General features: G+C 66.1%; 15 protein-coding genes and 1 pseudogene. 11 read left to right on the top strand and 5 right to left on the bottom strand.

Going from position 1 to position 15,418, the window contains the following annotated elements:
• The first annotated feature begins 81 nt into the window (after positions 1-81).
• From ST3T6A_RS0112555 to gmk, 11 genes are all read left to right on the top strand, one after another.
• On the top strand, positions 82-1,149 hold the full coding sequence (locus ST3T6A_RS0112555; RefSeq protein ID WP_019833285.1) for a lytic murein transglycosylase: 1,068 nt from the start codon (positions 82-84) through the stop codon (positions 1,147-1,149).
• A complete protein-coding gene (locus ST3T6A_RS21200) occupies positions 1,133-2,005 on the top strand; it encodes a septal ring lytic transglycosylase RlpA family protein (protein ID WP_019833284.1) in 873 nt (290 codons plus the stop codon). Before ST3T6A_RS0112555 ends, ST3T6A_RS21200 begins: the two co-directional genes overlap by 17 nt.
• On the top strand, positions 2,002-3,198 hold the full coding sequence (locus ST3T6A_RS0112545; RefSeq protein ID WP_019833283.1) for a D-alanyl-D-alanine carboxypeptidase family protein: 1,197 nt from the start codon (positions 2,002-2,004) through the stop codon (positions 3,196-3,198). The genes ST3T6A_RS21200 and ST3T6A_RS0112545 overlap by 4 nt, the downstream gene beginning before the upstream one ends.
• Positions 3,199-3,220: 22 nt before the next feature.
• Positions 3,221-3,844 (top strand): dTMP kinase, encoded by a 624-nt coding sequence (gene tmk, locus ST3T6A_RS0112540; protein ID WP_019833282.1) that lies wholly within the window; start codon positions 3,221-3,223, stop codon positions 3,842-3,844.
• A 6-nt stretch (positions 3,845-3,850) separates the two neighbouring features.
• Positions 3,851-4,840, top strand: a complete 990-nt coding sequence (locus ST3T6A_RS0112535) for a DNA polymerase III subunit delta' (RefSeq protein ID WP_019833281.1) — start codon at positions 3,851-3,853, stop codon at positions 4,838-4,840.
• Positions 4,837-6,351 carry a methionine--tRNA ligase gene (metG, locus tag ST3T6A_RS0112530; RefSeq protein WP_019833280.1) on the top strand — a complete coding sequence of 505 codons (1,515 nt, stop codon included), beginning with the start codon at positions 4,837-4,839 and terminating at the stop codon, positions 6,349-6,351. Before ST3T6A_RS0112535 ends, metG begins: the two co-directional genes overlap by 4 nt.
• Positions 6,352-6,452: 101 nt before the next feature.
• Positions 6,453-7,229: a TatD family hydrolase gene (locus ST3T6A_RS0112525; protein WP_019833279.1), complete on the top strand. Its 777-nt coding sequence runs from the start codon at positions 6,453-6,455 to the stop codon at positions 7,227-7,229.
• Complete coding sequence (locus ST3T6A_RS0112520; RefSeq protein ID WP_019833278.1) at positions 7,226-7,993, top strand: MBL fold metallo-hydrolase; 768 nt, start codon at positions 7,226-7,228, stop codon at positions 7,991-7,993. Before ST3T6A_RS0112525 ends, ST3T6A_RS0112520 begins: the two co-directional genes overlap by 4 nt.
• Positions 7,990-8,169 (top strand): hypothetical protein, encoded by a 180-nt coding sequence (locus ST3T6A_RS0112515; RefSeq protein ID WP_019833277.1) that lies wholly within the window; start codon positions 7,990-7,992, stop codon positions 8,167-8,169. Before ST3T6A_RS0112520 ends, ST3T6A_RS0112515 begins: the two co-directional genes overlap by 4 nt.
• Positions 8,170-8,322: 153 nt before the next feature.
• On the top strand, positions 8,323-9,054 hold the full coding sequence (mazG, locus tag ST3T6A_RS0112510) for a nucleoside triphosphate pyrophosphohydrolase (protein WP_019833276.1): 732 nt from the start codon (positions 8,323-8,325) through the stop codon (positions 9,052-9,054).
• Positions 9,055-9,128: 74 nt separating this feature from the next.
• On the top strand, positions 9,129-9,788 hold the full coding sequence (gene gmk, locus ST3T6A_RS0112505) for a guanylate kinase (RefSeq protein WP_443024277.1): 660 nt from the start codon (positions 9,129-9,131) through the stop codon (positions 9,786-9,788).
• Between the two features lie 44 nt (positions 9,789-9,832).
• Here gmk and hflX read toward each other — a convergent pair whose 3' ends face one another.
• The 5 genes and pseudogenes from hflX to ST3T6A_RS22245 all read right to left on the bottom strand — a co-directional run.
• A complete protein-coding gene (gene hflX / locus ST3T6A_RS0112500; RefSeq protein WP_019833274.1) occupies positions 9,833-11,128 on the bottom strand; it encodes a GTPase HflX in 1,296 nt (431 codons plus the stop codon).
• Positions 11,125-11,613, bottom strand: a complete 489-nt coding sequence (gene hfq, locus ST3T6A_RS0112495) for an RNA chaperone Hfq (RefSeq protein ID WP_019833273.1) — start codon at positions 11,611-11,613, stop codon at positions 11,125-11,127. Before hfq ends, hflX begins: the two co-directional genes overlap by 4 nt.
• Positions 11,614-11,803: 190 nt before the next feature.
• Positions 11,804-13,189, bottom strand: a complete 1,386-nt coding sequence (gene ntrX / locus ST3T6A_RS0112490) for a nitrogen assimilation response regulator NtrX (RefSeq protein ID WP_026359672.1) — start codon at positions 13,187-13,189, stop codon at positions 11,804-11,806.
• A 1-nt stretch (position 13,190) separates the two neighbouring features.
• Entirely contained in the window at positions 13,191-14,336 is a 1,146-nt protein-coding gene (locus ST3T6A_RS22250; protein WP_443024276.1) for a sensor histidine kinase, read from the bottom strand.
• Positions 14,337-14,375: 39 nt separating this feature from the next.
• Positions 14,376-15,370, bottom strand: a pseudogene (locus ST3T6A_RS22245) (PAS domain-containing sensor histidine kinase); the annotation flags it as partial.
• Between the last annotated feature and the right edge of the window lie 48 nt (positions 15,371-15,418).

The raw sequence follows: 15,418 nt of genomic DNA, 5'->3' as shown, positions 1-15,418 counted from the left end.
AAGCGACGAGATGGGCTGACCTCTCCGCGCGGCTATGCCAGAAGCGGATGGCGGAGGTGGGCATTGCGTACAACAGGTTTGATGGTCGGCATGGTCCTGGCGCTCGCGATGGTGGCCGGCCATGCGGGTGTGGCGTCCGCGCAGATGGTAGGGGGCGGTCAGGGGATCGTGGCGACCGCCGATCCTTATGCAGCACCGTTCCAGGCCTATCTTCAGGCGTTCAGAGGTCGCGCACTGGCCAGCGGCGTAAGCGCCCGGACTCTCGATTTCGTCCTGCCTACGCTTGTTTATAACCCTCGGGTAGTCGAGCTGGACCAGGCACAGCCGGGCGGCTCGCCGGCGGGGCCGGTGGGCGCCTCGCCGAATTTCGCTCCCTATCGTGCCAAGCATGTCGGCGCGGACCTGATCGCGCGCGGGCGGACGGCCTATGCGGCACAGCGCTATACCCTCCAGCGGGTCGTGCAGGAGACGGGCGTGCCCGAATCGGTGATGGTCGCCATCTGGGGGCAGGAGACGAGCTATGGCGGCTACACGGGCAATTTCGACCTCGCCAACTCGCTGGCGACGCTCGCCTATGAGGGCCGCCGACGCCCGTTGTTCGAAGGCGAGCTGATCGCGACGCTGAAGCTGATGGACCGGGGCATTCCCCGCTCGCAGCTCAAGGGAAGCTGGGCGGGGGCGACGGGTTATCCGCAGTTCCTGCCGTCGGTCTATCTTCGCGTGGCGCGCGACGGGGACGGAGACGGCAAGGCCGATATCTGGACGAGCCCGGCCGATGCGCTGGCCTCGATCGGCAATTATCTCGTCAACGCCGGCTGGAAGGCGAACGAGCCCTGGGGGGTGCCGGCCTATGTGCCCGCCACGCTGGACCGGACGGCGATCGCCAGCCGCATGACCGGGCCGCGTTGTCCCCGTGTCCATGCCCGGCACAGCAGATGGCTGACGGTGCGCGAATGGCGTGCGCTGGGCGTCGTCCAGACCGGCGGGCCGCAGGCGGCGGACGATGAGCAGGCAACCCTGCTGGAGCCGGACGGCCCCGGCGCGACCGCCTATCTGACATTTGGCAATTATCGCGCGATCCTCGATTATAATTGCTCGAACTTCTACGCGCTGTCCGTGGGCCTGCTCGCCGATGCTGTGGCGAACTGAGCGGCGCGGCCGCGAAGCGGCGGCGCTGGCGGCCGCGCTGTTGCTCGCTGGCTGCGGGGGCGGCGTGCATGGGCTGGTGCAGGACACGCCCGTGAAGCTCGGCCGGCCCTACGCGATCGGCGGGCGTACCTATGTCCCGACCGATCAGTCCGACTACGACCAGATCGGCGAAGCGAGCTGGTACGGCAACGCCGAGCAGGGCCGCCATACCGCCAATGGCGAGACCTTCTACCGCCAGCGACCGAGCGCCGCGCACACGACCTTGCCCTTGCCCTCCTATGTCGAGGTGACGCGGCTCGATACCGGGCGGCGCATCCTTGTGCGTGTCAACGACCGCGGCCCTTACGCCCGCGACCGGATTCTCGATCTGTCCCAGGAAGCGGCGAAGGAGCTGGGAATCGACCGCGTGGGCCGGGCCATGGTGCGCGTGCGCCGGGTGACGCCCAGCCGGCATGATCGCGAGCGGCTCCAGCGCGGCTATCCCGTGGTGCTGGCGTCGGTCGAGCCGACTGCCACGCCGCCGCGCGTCGGCCGGGTCGCGCCCTCGATGGTGGCCAGCGTACAGCGTCCCGCCCCGATCACGCCGCGCCGCCCGGTCGGCCTGCCGCCGAGCCATAATATCCTCATCGCTTCGCCCGCCGATCCCGACGCCGCCGACGCGCTGGCCTCCTCGCTCTCCGATCTGGGGGCGCGGGTGATGGCGACGGGCGCCGGCTATCGCGTGATGGCGGGCCCATATTCCGATGACGCTTCTCTTTCTGCGGCGCTGGCGCGGTTGCGTGCACGCGGCTATCAGGGGGCTGCCGTCGTCGACGCGCCACTTTCACAAGAGCCGAACGGAACCACGTCGCCATGAAGCCCGTCCAGTTTGCCGTCCTGTCCCTCAGCCTCGCGAGCCTCTCCACGGCTTCGTTCGCCGCCATCCCGCCGTTCGACACGACGGCGCAGGTGGCCTTCCTCCAGGACATGAATTCGGGCGCCATCCTCTACCAGAAGCAGCCCGACTTCCGCATGCCGCCCGCCTCGCTGGCGAAGATGATGACGGTCTATGTCGCCTTCAGCCTCATCAAGAGCGGTGAGCTGAAGCTAGACCAGAAGTTCACCATGTCGCCCGAGACGTGGAAGAAGTGGCACGCGCAGGGCTCCACCATGTTCATCGCCGCGGGCGAGCAGGTCTCGGTCGCGGATCTGCTGTCGGGCATCATCACGCTCTCCGGCAATGATGCCTGCATCGTGCTGGCCGAGGGCATTGCGGGCACCGAGCCGGCCTTCGTCAACCTGATGAACCAGCAGGCCCAGCGCCTCGGGCTCAAGAATTCGCACTTCGGAACGGCCAACGGCTGGCCGGACGGCGGCGTCACCTATGTGACCGCCCGCGATCTCGCGACGCTCGCCGAGGCGACGATCCGTGACTATCCGGATCTCTACAAGCAGTTCTATGCCAAGCCCAATTTCGCCTGGGGCAAGACGATGGGCGGCGCGAACATCAGCCAGGAGAATCGCGATCCGATCCTTGGCAAGGTGCCGGGCGCGGATGGGCTCAAGACCGGTCATACCGAGGAAGCCGGCTATGGGTTCACCGGCTCGGCCGAGCAGGGCGGCCGCCGCCTCGTCATGGTGCTCGCCGGGATGCAGAGCTGGAACGAGCGCGTGAACCAGTCGATCGCGCTGATGAACTGGGGCTTCCAGGCGTGGCGCTTGAAGCCGCTCTTCGCCAAGGGCAAGCGCGTGGACATGGCCGAGGTGCAGGGCGGATCGTCCTCCAAGGTTGGTCTCGTCGCTCCGCGTGATCTCGCGGTGACCGTCCCGCTCGGCGTCGGCGGCATCCTCGGCCAGCGTGCGGGGGGCGACGCGCCGCCGATGAAGGTGGTGTATGAAGGCCCGATCAAGGCGCCGATCACCGCCGGCCAGCACATCGCCGATCTCGTCGTCTCTCCTCCGGGGCAGGACCAGCAGGTGCTGCCGCTCGTGGCCGAGAACGATGTCGGCGAGGCGGGCTTCTTCGGCCGCATCTGGGCGTCGATCAAGGCGCTGTTCGGTTTCGCCTGATCCATATCCGGGGGCCAGGCCAATGACGCGGGGGCGCTTCATCGCGCTGGAAGGCGGGGAAGGCGTCGGCAAATCGACGCAGGTCCGCGCGCTGGCGGCCGCGCTTCGCACGCGCGGGCTCGACGTCGTGGAGACGCGCGAGCCCGGCGGCAGCGAGGGGGCGGAGGCAATCCGCCGCCTGCTGCTCGAAGGACCGGCCGATCGCTGGACCGGCGGCGCGGAAGCGCTGCTATTCGCGGCCGCGCGCGCCGATCATGTGGCGAAGACCATCCTGCCCGCGCTCGAAGCGGGGAAGTGGGTCATCACCGACCGTTTCCTCGACAGCTCGCTTGCCTATCAGGGCGGGGCCGACGGGGTGTCGATCGAACGACTGAAGTTGCTGCATGAGGTTGGTTCGGCGGGCCTCCTGCCGGATCGGACATTGCTGCTCACGCTTCCGGCCGAGGAGGCCGCGCGCCGCGCCGAAGCGCGGGATCGCGGTGATTCCGATCGCATCGGCGGGCGTGATGCTGGCTATCATGCCCGCGTTGCCGACAGCTTCGCCGCGTTGGCGAAGGCCGAGCCCGCACGGTTCCGGCTCGTCGACGCCCAGGGTGAGGCGGAGCAGGTGACAGCACGCCTCATCGCTGCGCTGGCAGGGCTATAAGGCGGCATGGCGCTCTACGGCCAATCGCGGCAGATCGCCGCCTTGCTGGAAGCCTATCGCTCCGGGCGGATGCACCACGCCTGGCTGTTGAGCGGCCCGCAAGGCGTTGGGAAGGGGAGTTTCGCCCGCGCGGCGGCGCTGCGCCTGCTGGCGGATGCGGCCGGCCCGGCGGTCGACGCGCCCGGCCTCGACGTGCCCGCGGATCACCGCATCGCGCGGCTATGGGAGGCGGGCAGCCATCCCGACGTGATGGTGCTGGAGCGCCTCTATCGCGAGAAGACCAAGGACACCGCGCGCTCGATCACCGTGGATCAGGTGCGCGGCCTCTCGCGCCTGTTCGCCACCTCGCCGAGCTTCTCGCCCTGGCGGGTCGTCATCATCGACGCGGCGGATGATATGGAGCGTTCGGGCGCCAATGCTCTTCTCAAATTGCTGGAAGAGCCGCCAGCCAACTCGCTGTTTTTCCTCGTCAGCCATGCGCCGGCGCGGTTGCTTCCGACGATCCGCTCCCGCTGTCGGGTGCTTCGTTTCGCGCCGCTCGAACAGGGCGACATGCACGTCGCGCTGCGCAACCTGATGCCGGATGCTGACGACCGCGAGATCGCGGACCTGACGGCGGCGGGTGAGGGCTCTCCCGGCCGGGCGCTGCGTTTTGCAGGGCTCGATGTCGCCGGCCTCGACAGCGCCATGGAATCCATCATCCGTTCGGGCGATCCCGACAATGGCGAGCGGGTCGCGCTGGCCAAGGCGCTGGCGCTGAAAGCTGCGCAGCCTCGCTACGAGATTTTTCTGGAGCGGCTCCCCACCCGCATCGCCGCCGAAGCGCGTGGAAGACACGGACAGGCGCTTGCCGATGCCGTGGCGCTGTGGGAGAAGGCGCGCGCCCTGGCCGGGAGTGCGGTTCGCCTCTCGCTCGATCCCCAGGCGACGGTGTTCGAGCTGGCCGGGCTGCTCGCGTCGCTCAACATGGAAAGAGCGTCCAGCGCCCGCCGATGACCAAGCCTTTCTACATCACCACCGCGATCAGCTACCCGAACGGCCGCCCGCATGTCGGCCATGCCTATGAGGCGATCGCGACCGACGCTATCGCCCGCTGGAAGCGCGCCGAGGGATGCGAGGTCCGTTTCCTCACCGGCACCGACGAGCATGGCCTGAAGATGGCCCAGACAGCGCGCAACCGCGGCATCACACCGCGCGCGCTGGCGGACGAAATGTCGTCTGCTTTCCGTGAGATGACAGCCGCTCTGAATATCTCGCATGATCGTTTCATCCGCACCACGGACGCCGATCATTATGAGGCGAGCGCCGCGATCTGGCGCGCGATGCGCGACAACAGCGACATCTATCTCGATCGCTACGAGGGCTGGTACTCGGTTCGCGACGAGGCTTTCTACGACGAGAAGGAACTGGTCGAAGGGGAAGGGGGCAGCAAGCTCTCGCCGCAGGGCACGCCCGTCGAATGGACGGTCGAGGAAAGCTGGTTCTTCCGCCTGTCCGCCTATCAGGACCGGCTGCTCGCCCATTATGAGGCGAACCCGGATTTCATCCGGCCCGAAGGGCGCCGCAACGAGATACTGTCCTTCGTGAAGGGCGGCCTGTCGGACCTCTCCATCTCGCGCACCAGTTTCGACTGGGGCGTGCCGGTGCCGGATTCGCCTGGCCATGTGATGTATGTCTGGGTCGATGCGCTCACCAACTATCTGACGGGTGCGGGCTATCCGGGCGATATGTCGAAATGGTGGCCGGCCGATGTCCATGTCATCGGCAAGGATATCGTGCGGTTTCACGCGGTTTACTGGCCGGCCTTCCTGATGTCGGCGGGCATCGAGCTGCCCAAGCAGGTGTTCGGCCACGGCTTCCTGCTCAACCGCGGCGAGAAGATGTCGAAGTCCACCGGCAATGTGGTCGATCCGCTGGAAATGGCGGAGCGCTACGGCGTCGACGGTTTGCGCTACTTCCTGCTGCGTGAGGTCAGCTTCGGCCAGGACGGCAGCTATAGTCCCGAAGGCATCGTCACCCGCGTGAACGCGGACCTCGCCAACGGGCTCGGCAATCTCGCCCAGCGCAGCCTGTCGATGATCGCCAAGCAATGCGGCGGCGTGCTTCCGGGCCCGGGCGAGGAGCCTGCGCCGGCACTACCGCTGTCGCTTCTGCCGCGCATGATGGAGGCGATGGACGAGCTGGCGCTGCATCGCGTGCTCGAAATCCTCTGGGAAGGCGTCGGCGAGGCCAATCGCTATTTCGCGGACATGGCCCCCTGGGCGCTCCGCAAGACCGATCCGGCAAAGGCCGACGCGGTGCTCTACTGGACGGCGGAAGCGGTGCGTCAGCTCGCGATCCTCGTACAGTGGGCGATCCCCGCATCGGCGGGCAAGCTGCTCGATCAGCTGGCCGTCGGGGAGGGGGCTCGCGATTTCACGGCGCTGGCCACGCCGATCGCCACCGGCACCACGCTTCCCGCGCCGCAGGGCGTGTTCCCGCGTCTGGAGCTGGAAGCGGAAGCCTGATCTGCAATTCCCTGCCATTCCGGTGTCTTTCCGGGGTGGCAGGGCGGGAAGGCAACGGCGCCACCTTCCCATGACGCGCACTTGGCCCTATCTGCCGGGCCATGCTCGTCGACAGTCATTGCCACCTGAATTATCCGAAGCTGGTCGAACGCCAGGCCGAGGTGCTCGCCTCTGCGCGTGCCGCCGGCGTCACCACCATGCTCAACATCTCGACGCGGGAGCGCGAGTGGGGCGACATCATCGCCACGGCCGAGCGTGAGCCCGATGTCTGGGCCACGGTCGGCATCCATCCGCATGAAGCCGATCAGCATCCGGATATCGATACCGGGAAGCTGGTCGCGGCCGCTGCCCACCCGCGCGTGATCGGCATCGGCGAAACCGGGCTCGATTATTATTACGACCATAGCGACCGCATCCGCCAGCAGGCGAGCTTCCGCGCGCATATCGCAGCCTCTCGCGAGACGGGTCTTCCGCTGATCATCCATACGCGTGACGCCGAGGACGATACTTATGCGATCCTCCATGAGGAGATGGGGAAGGGGTGCTTCCCGGCCCTGATCCACTGTTTCACGGCTTCCGAGGCATTTGGCGACAAGGTGCTCGAACTGGGGCTCAGCATCTCGATATCGGGTATCGTTACCTTCAAGAATGCCAGGGAGTTGCAGGCCACGGCTGCCAAAATTCCTGCGGATCGATTGCTGGTCGAGACGGACTCGCCGTTCCTCGCGCCCGTGCCGCATCGGGGCAAACCGTGCGAACCGGCCTTCGTCGCGGATACGGCCCGCTTTCTGGCGGATCTGCGTGGTGAACCCATCGAAGAGCTGATGGCCAATACCACCACCAACTTCTTCAATCTCTTCACGAAAGCGCGCGCATGAGAATCCGCCTGCTGGGTTCGGGCACGTCGTCGGGCGTTCCGCGTATCGGCAATGACTGGGGCCAGTGCGATCCCAATGAACCCAAGAATCGTCGTCGCCGGGCCTCGATCATCGTCGAGACGGATCAGGCTCGCATCCTCGTGGATACGTCGCCCGATCTGCGCGAGCAGCTTCTCGATGCGCGCGCCAGCCGCTTCGACGCGGTGATCTGGACGCACGACCATGCGGATCACACCCATGGCATCGACGATCTTCGCCAGATCGTGATCCTGAACCGCGCGGCGGTGGAGGGCTATGCGCGCCCACACACGCTGAAGTCGATGCAGGAGCGCTTCTACTACGCGTTCGAGGGCAAGGACGGTTATCCGCCGACGGTGCGGCCGCACCATCTGCCGGACGAGATGATGATCGGCGACATCCGAGTTCGTGTGGTGGACCAGCCGCATGGCGCGATCGAGTCCGCCGGGCTGCGCTTTGACTGGAATGGCTATTCGGCTGCTTATGCCACAGATTTCAATGGGTTGACGGACGACATGGCTGCGCTTTATAAGGGCGTAGACGTGTGGATACTCGATGCGCTGCGCCGCAAGCCGCATCCTACGCATCCGAATCTCGATCAGGCGCTTGGCTGGATTCAGCGTTTGAAGCCCGAACTCGCCGTTCTGATGCACATGGACAACAGCATGGACTATCAGAGGCTCAAGGCCGAGCTGCCCGATCATGTCGAGCCGGGCTATGACGGCATGGAGCTGGATTTCGCATGACGCTCGATCGCGCCGGTGATTTCATCTGGATCGCCGGCGCGATGCTGTTGGTCGGGAGCGCCCTGATCGCGCGGCGCCATTTGCCACATGGCCCGCGGCTTCCGATGGCCATTGTCTGGGTCGCGATTTTTATCGCCCTGTTCGGCATAGCGCATTGGATCGACGGTCGAAGCTAGGGGGCTCTCGATGCAATCGGATATCAGTATTATTTTACATAATGTATATTATCGGACTTTGATATGAGGAACGATATGGCATCATCTCCGGCCCCTGCCACTTCGACGGAGGCGCCTTCATCGGGTGCCGCACTCGAGCGGCTCGCGCAGATCATGGCGAAACTGCGCGATCCTCGGTCCGGTTGCCCGTGGGATGTCGAGCAGGACTTCTCCACGATCGCCCCCTATACGATCGAGGAAGCGCATGAGGTGGCCGACGCGATCGCGCGCGGCGACATGGCTGACCTCCGGGGCGAGCTTGGCGATCTTCAGTTGCAGGTCGTGTTCCATGCGCGGATGGCCGAGGAGGCCGGTCATTTCACCCTCGCCGACGTGATTGCGGGCATTTCAGACAAGATGGTCCGTCGCCATCCCCATGTCTTCGGTGATACCGCGCACAGCGACGGTGTGGCTGCCCAGCGCGGCTGGGAAGCGATCAAGGCCGAGGAGCGTGCGAGCCGCCGCGAAACGGGCGCTCTTGCGGGCGTGGCTCTGGGATTGCCGGCGCTGATGCGAGCGGAGAAACTCCAGAAGCGTGCTGCACGCACCGGGTTCGATTGGCCGGATGCCACCGGTTCGCGAGCGAAGGTCATAGAGGAACTCGCGGAAATCGATGCCGCAGCCGATGACGCCGCCCGTGCAGAGGAATTTGGTGATCTGCTCTTCGCGGTCGTCAACTGGGCACGCCACTGCGGCGTGGATGCGGAAGCCGCGCTCCGGGCGGGCAATGCGAAGTTCGAGCGTCGCTTCGCTGCGATGGAGGTTGAGGCCGGCGATGCGTTCGCGGGTTTATCGCTCGAGGCGAAGGAAGAACTGTGGATCAAGGCGAAAGCCCGCGGACTTTAAACGCAGTTGGGATTGACGGCCCACGCTGCATCGCGGCAGAAGCGGCCATGGTCGAACAGCTCGATTCCACCTCCATCCCGTCCGCCCCGCGCCGCCGCCCGCATGAAACGGAGCTGCATCGCCGCGGTTTGTTGTTTGTCATTTCCTCACCATCAGGTGCGGGAAAGTCGACGATCGCGCGCAAGCTGATCGAGGTGGATGAGCAGATCAGACTGTCCGTCTCCGCCACGACGCGCCCGATGCGGCCCGGAGAAGTGGACGGCCGCGATTATCACTTTGTCGATACCGCCAAGTTCAAGGAGATGGTCGCCGACGACGATTTCCTCGAATGGGCGCACGTCTTCGATCATCGCTACGGCACGCCACGGGCTCCCGTCGAGGCGATGCTGCACGAAGGCCGCGACGTGCTCTTCGACATCGACTGGCAGGGCGCACAGCAGCTTTATCAGCAGGCGGCTGGCGACGTCGTCCGCATCTTCATCCTGCCGCCGTCGATGGAGGAACTGGAGCGCCGCCTGCGGGGTCGCGGAACGGATAGCGCCGAGGTGATCGACCGCCGTATGGAACGCGCCGTTTCCGAGATCGGGCACTGGGACGGCTACGACTATGTGCTCGTCAACGATGATGTGGAGCGTTGCTTCGCGCAGGTCCGTCTGATCCTGCGTTCGGAGCGGCTGCGGCGGCATCGCCAGCTCGGCCTGATCGGCTTCACCCGCAAGCTCATGCGGGGGTGAGGACGGCCCCCTCTCCCACGATCGGGAAAGGGGCGCCTCCTGGCTTACTCGCGGGCCTCGAAGCGGGCCCAGTCCACGTCGCTGATCCGGACATCGAGACGGATCGCTTCTCCGCTGCTTTCGCTGCGCAGAACCTCGCCATTCTGGTGAAGCCATGCGATGGCCGCGCCGTCGCTCGCCGGCAGCCGTACCGTGCGGACGCGCGCTCCCTGGCTCAACCGTTCGGACAGAGCCCGCCGCAGATCGTCGACGCCCTCCCCGGTCAGCGCGGAGAGCACTATGGCATCGTCCCGACGGGAGGCTTCTGCGCGCAAGGTGGCAGCGGCTTCGGCGTCGAGCGCGTCGACCTTGTTCCAGGCTTCGATCATCGGAGCCCCTTCCCCGCCGGTCGCGCCGATCTCGGAAAGCACGCGCACAACATCCTCGGCCTGTGCATCGCTGTCAGGATGCGACATGTCGCGGACGTGGACGATGATGTCGGCGGTCGTCACCTCCTCCAGCGTGGCGCGGAAGGCGGCGACGAGCTGCGTCGGAAGATCCGAGACGAAGCCCACCGTATCGGAGAGGATCGCCTTGTCGATACCCGGCAGGCGGATGTTCCGCATCGTCGGATCGAGGGTGGCGAAAAGGAGATCCTTCGCCATTACCTCTGCGCCAGTCATCCGATTGAAAAGCGTCGACTTTCCGGCGTTGGTATAACCCACCAGAGCCACCACCGGCCACGGCGCGCGCCGACGTCGATCGCGGTGCAGTCCGCGCGTGCGGCTGACCTGCTCCAGCTCGCGCCGGAGCTTGGCCATCCGATCGCGGATCATGCGACGGTCAGCTTCGATCTGCGTTTCGCCGGGACCGCCGAGGAAGCCGAAACCGCCACGCTGACGCTCAAGGTGGGTCCAGCTCCGCACCAGCCGGCCCGCCTGATAATCGAGATGGGCGAGTTCGACCTGCAAGCGACCCTCGGCCGTCGCGGCGCGCTCGCCGAAAATCTCCAGGATCAGGCCGGTGCGGTCGATCACCTTGGCCTCGACCGCCTTTTCCAGATTGCGCTGCTGGATCGGCGTCACCGCCGCATCAACCACGACCAGCTCAGCTTCAGCCATCCGCACGGCGTCGGCCAGCGCCTCGACCTGACCGGACCCAAGCAGCGTCGCCGCCTTCGGCGAGCGCAGCCGGAAGGCCATGCGTTCGACCACATCCAGACCGATCGCGCCGGCGAGGCCAGCAGCCTCCTCCAGACGCGCTTCGGCGGAGCGGTTGTGAGGTCCAATTTCCGGGAGGGCGACGATCGCCCGCGCCCCGCGGACGATGCCGTCCTTATCTTCCCGACCGAATCCACTCAATCTGCGTCCGCCTCACCATCGACATCGGCGAGATTGACCGGGTGAAGCGGCTGAACCGTCGAAATCGCATGCTTGTAAACGAGCTGGCTCTGCCCATCGCGGCGAAGCAGCAGGCAGAAGAGATCATAGGCCGCCACTTCGCCCTGAAGCATGACGCCGTTCACGAGGAACATCGTCACCGGCTCGGCCGACTGCTTGACCGCGTTGAGGAAGATTTCCTGCAACAGCGTGCCGCGCTTGCTCTCGGCGAAGGCCTTTTCGATCGGTGCGAGGTCGATCGGGTGGGCCGGCATCACCGTCGAGATGGCGTGCTTGTAGATGAGCTGGCTCTGCCCGTCGCGACGGAGCAGCACCGAGAAATTGTCGAACCAGGTGATGATGCCCTGGAGCTTGACGCCCTTGACGAGAAACATCGTCACCGGGGTCTTGGACTTGCGCAGGGCGTTGAGGAACATGTCCTGGAGATTGTTGGGCTTTTCGGCCATATGACCTGTCTCCGGTCAGATTGGCGGGGCGTGGCCCGCGTGCGCGCCGTTCGTTGGCGTTGCGTCCTCCCGCCGGCTGCGGAAGTGGCTGGAATGTATGCGAGATGACGCGCCGCGGCAATGGCCCGCGGCGATCGCACGAGCCATCTCGATCTTTTGCCGGGCCGGATATCGAAACGGATGCGGGGGCCTATTCCTCCGCATCCTTCAGATCGACGAGGCCGAGCGACTTGAGCTTCCGGTGGAGCGCCGAGCGCTCCATCCCGATAAACGTCGCCGTGCGCGAGATATTGCCCGAAAAGCGCCGGATCTGGACGCGCAGATATTCGCGCTCGAATGTTTCGCGGGCTTCGCGGAGCGGCGTGCCCATGATCGCCTTGGCCGCGTTGCCGGGCGCCAGTCGCTCCTGATCGAACAGCACTTCCGGCGGAAGCATGTCGGCGTCGATCCGGCCGATCCGATCGCCCGGCGCCATGATGATCGTGCGCTCCACGACATTGCGGAGCTGGCGGACATTGCCCGGCCATTCATAAGCCTGAAGCGCCGCCAGCGCCTCAGCGGCGATCTCCGGCGTCGCCACGCGCCGCTCCGTCGCATAACGGGCCGCGAAATGATGGACAAGCGCCGGAATATCCTCCCTCCGCTCGGATAGCGCGGGAAGATTCACGGGCACCACATTGAGTCGATAATATAAATCCTCGCGGAAGCGCCCGGCGGAAATCTCCTCCTGAAGCGAACGCGCGGTTGCCGAGACGACCCGGACATCCACCTTCACCATCTGCGTCCCGCCGACGCGGGTGAAGCTCTGGTCGGTCAGCACCCGGAGAATGCGCGCCTGCGTGGTGAGCGGCATATCCGCGATCTCATCGAGGAAAAGCGTACCGCCATGCGCCTGCTCCAGAAGACCGGGCCGATGGAGTTCGCCCCCCTCTTCCGTACCGAACAGCTCTTCTTCCATGCGCTCGGGCGTCATTCGCGCGGCCGACACGACCACGAACGGCGCCTGCGAGCGGTTGGACCAGGTATGAAGCAGCCGGGCGGCCACTTCCTTGCCGACCCCGGCGGGGCCGGTCACGAGCACGCGGCTGCCGGTCGCCGCCACGCGCTTGAGCGTCGCGCGGACGTGGTTGATCGCGGCGGACTGCCCGTTCAGTTCCTCATCCTGCCCGATCTGGGCGCGCAGCGTGGCATTCTCGCGCTTCAGCCGTTCCGTTTCGGTCGCACGGGCGACGAGGAGGAGCAGGCGTTCCGCCTCGAAGGGCTTTTCGATGAAATCAGCAGCCCCGCGCCGAATGGCGGCAACTGCCGTGTCCAGATTGCCGTGCCCCGAGATGACGAGCACGGGGATCGAAGCATCCCGCCGCTTGATCTCGTCCAGCAGATCGAGCCCATCGAGCTTCGATCCCTGCAACCACACATCGAGGAGGACGAGACTGGGCCGGCGTTCGCGGATCGCCGCCAGCGCCGCATCGCTGTCCGCCGCGGTCCGGGCACCATAGCCCTCATCCTCGAGGACGCCCGCGACCAGTTCGCGAATGTCCTGCTCATCATCGACGATCAAAACGTCCAATGCCATGTCATCCGGCCTTCATGCGGGTCAGTTCGGTGGGGCGAGCCTCCTCTCCGGAGGCATCGTGTTCGGACGCGCCGACGAGAGGCGCGAGTTTCGCGGCGTCGAGCTGGATCCGCACCACCGTGCCGCCGCCTGGGCGGTCGGCAAAGGCTATGGTGCCGAAATGCTCTTCCACGATCTTCTTGACGATGGCGAGGCCGAGGCCCGTGCCGCGCGAGCGCGTCGTCATATAGGGTTCGGTCAGGCGCTCGCGCTCCGCGGGCAAGCCGATGCCGGTGTCGGCGAGTTCGATGACGACCCGCCCCTCCTCCGCACCGATCTTCATCGCCACGCTGCCCGTCGGGGTTTCCCCTTCTTCGCCTTTTTCCTGAATGGCTTCGACCGCGTTCTTGACGATGTTCGTCAAGGCCTGGCCGAGCAGGCGACGGTCGCACACCAGGATCGGCGGCGGCTCCGGCGCATCGAGCGAGAAATGGATCGCGGGATGCGCGACCTCGTGCAGGAACAATGCCTGCCGCGCGATCTCGACCAGCGGCTCGGCGCGGAAAACCGGCTTGGGCACGCGCGCGAAGGAGGAAAATTCATCCACCATCCGTCGCAGATCGCCGACCTGGCGGATGATGGTCTGCGTCAGGCGCTCGAACACAGCCGGATCGCTCGTCACTTCCTTGCCATAGCGACGCTGGAGGCGTTCGGCGGCGAGCTGGATCGGGGTCAGCGGGTTCTTGATCTCGTGCGCGATCCGTCGTGCGACGTCCGACCAGGCGGCGCGGCGCTGATCGAGCAACTGTTGGGTGATGTCGTCGAAGGTCAGCACATGGCCGCCGTCGGAATCGACGCGCGTCACGGCAAGAGTGCGGATTTCGCCCCCGCTGGTGAGCTGGACGACGGACTCTCGCTCCGCCTGCCCGATCAGCTGATCGAGTTCGGGCGCGACGTCATGCAGCGGCCGATCGATCGGGCTCTCGCCCTCGGTATGCAGCAGCTGCTCGGCCGACTGGTTGATCAGCCGGATGCGCCGCTCACCGTCCACGGACACCACGCCGGCGCTGACGCCCGAGAGCACCGCCTCGATGAAAGCCCGCCGCTCCTCGCCCTGCCGGTTGGCGGAGACCAGCGCACTGGTCTGCTCCTCGATCCGGCGGGTCATGCGGTTGAAGGCGGTCGCGAGCGCGCCGATCTCGTCCCGGCGGACGGCGGGCGCGACCCGGACGGAGAGGTCGCCCAGCGTAATCCGCCGCGCGGCGCCGACCAGCCCGGAAATCGGCCGCGTCAGACGGTCTGCGACCGTGAAGGCGATCCAGATGGAGGCCGCCACGATCAGCAGCGACACGACCAGCAAGGCTGCATTGAATCGCAGTTGGAGCGACCGCGAGCGTTCGAGCAGGCTGCTATAATCACCGGCGGCCGACCGCGCCCGCGTCGCCTGCGCCACCACCAGCGGATCGAGCTGCTGCGAGGCATAGATATAGAGCTTGGCCTTGGGGTCCACCGCGATGCGGGACTCGATCCGGTCCGTCGCGACGCTGCTGTCTACCTCGCCATGGTTGAGCTTCGGATATTTGCTCAGTGGAATGAGCTGGCTGGCGGATTGATTGGTTGGGTTGGTGAGCGCCAGCAGGTGCGGAACGCCGTCCGTGCCGACGCCGATGAGGATCAGCTCATAGAGATGGCGTCGCGTATATTGCTCGACGAGAAAGCTCGGAATACGGGGATCATCCAGCGAGGTCACCTGGGACAGCGCGTTGCGGAAGTCGCCGGCCATCGGCTCCATCTCGCGTTCGAGCGCCGATTGCTTTTCCCGGACATAAGCCTGTGCGACCCGATCCGAATTTTCGAGCACGGTGCGCGCATTGTTCGAGAACCAGAACGCCGCGTTGTACTGGAACAGCAACGAGGCGAAGACGACCACCAGCAGCGTCGGCACGGCCGCGACCCCGGAGAAGAGCGCAACGAGCCGGACATGCAGCCGCCCCCGCCCGTCCCCGCGACGCGGCGGCGGGCAATCCGCCGGGCGGCCAGAACCAGCAGCCCGATCAGCGGCACAAGGTTTGCGACCAGCAGCAGAGCCACGACCGGCGGCGTCAGCAATTGCTCCGGCGAGCTGCTCCGGGAGACGAAGGACCAGCTCGCGGCGAAGATGGCGAGCCACGCCACGATGGTCGCGATCTCGAGCAGCGCCATGAGCGAGCCGCGGCGCTGGACGACCGTCAGCCTCCGCCTCCATCGCGG

The sequence above is a fragment of the Sphingomonas sp. PR090111-T3T-6A genome, from assembly GCF_000383095.1.
In the GTDB taxonomy this organism is placed as follows: Bacteria; Pseudomonadota; Alphaproteobacteria; order Sphingomonadales; family Sphingomonadaceae; genus Solisphingomonas.
The sequence above is the reverse complement of the archived record's forward strand: the minus strand, read 5'-3'. Positions and strand labels throughout refer to the sequence as shown.

Coding starts and splice junctions, on each gene's coding strand:
- mazG (WP_019833276.1), top strand. CDS start 8,323: ATGGCGAAACTGCGCGATCCTCGGTCCGGTTGCCCGTGGGATGTCGAG.
- ST3T6A_RS21200 (WP_019833284.1), top strand. CDS start 1,133: ATGCTGTGGCGAACTGAGCGGCGCGGCCGCGAAGCGGCGGCGCTGGCG.
- ST3T6A_RS0112515 (WP_019833277.1), top strand. CDS start 7,990: ATGACGCTCGATCGCGCCGGTGATTTCATCTGGATCGCCGGCGCGATG.
- ST3T6A_RS22250 (WP_443024276.1), bottom strand. CDS start 14,336: ATGACCCGCCGGATCGAGGAGCAGACCAGTGCGCTGGTCTCCGCCAAC.
- ntrX (WP_026359672.1), bottom strand. CDS start 13,189: ATGGCATTGGACGTTTTGATCGTCGATGATGAGCAGGACATTCGCGAA.
- hfq (WP_019833273.1), bottom strand. CDS start 11,613: ATGGCCGAAAAGCCCAACAATCTCCAGGACATGTTCCTCAACGCCCTG.
- tmk (WP_019833282.1), top strand. CDS start 3,221: ATGACGCGGGGGCGCTTCATCGCGCTGGAAGGCGGGGAAGGCGTCGGC.
- ST3T6A_RS0112545 (WP_019833283.1), top strand. CDS start 2,002: ATGAAGCCCGTCCAGTTTGCCGTCCTGTCCCTCAGCCTCGCGAGCCTC.
- ST3T6A_RS0112555 (WP_019833285.1), top strand. CDS start 82: ATGGTCGGCATGGTCCTGGCGCTCGCGATGGTGGCCGGCCATGCGGGT.
- ST3T6A_RS0112525 (WP_019833279.1), top strand. CDS start 6,453: ATGCTCGTCGACAGTCATTGCCACCTGAATTATCCGAAGCTGGTCGAA.
- ST3T6A_RS0112520 (WP_019833278.1), top strand. CDS start 7,226: ATGAGAATCCGCCTGCTGGGTTCGGGCACGTCGTCGGGCGTTCCGCGT.
- metG (WP_019833280.1), top strand. CDS start 4,837: ATGACCAAGCCTTTCTACATCACCACCGCGATCAGCTACCCGAACGGC.
- ST3T6A_RS0112535 (WP_019833281.1), top strand. CDS start 3,851: ATGGCGCTCTACGGCCAATCGCGGCAGATCGCCGCCTTGCTGGAAGCC.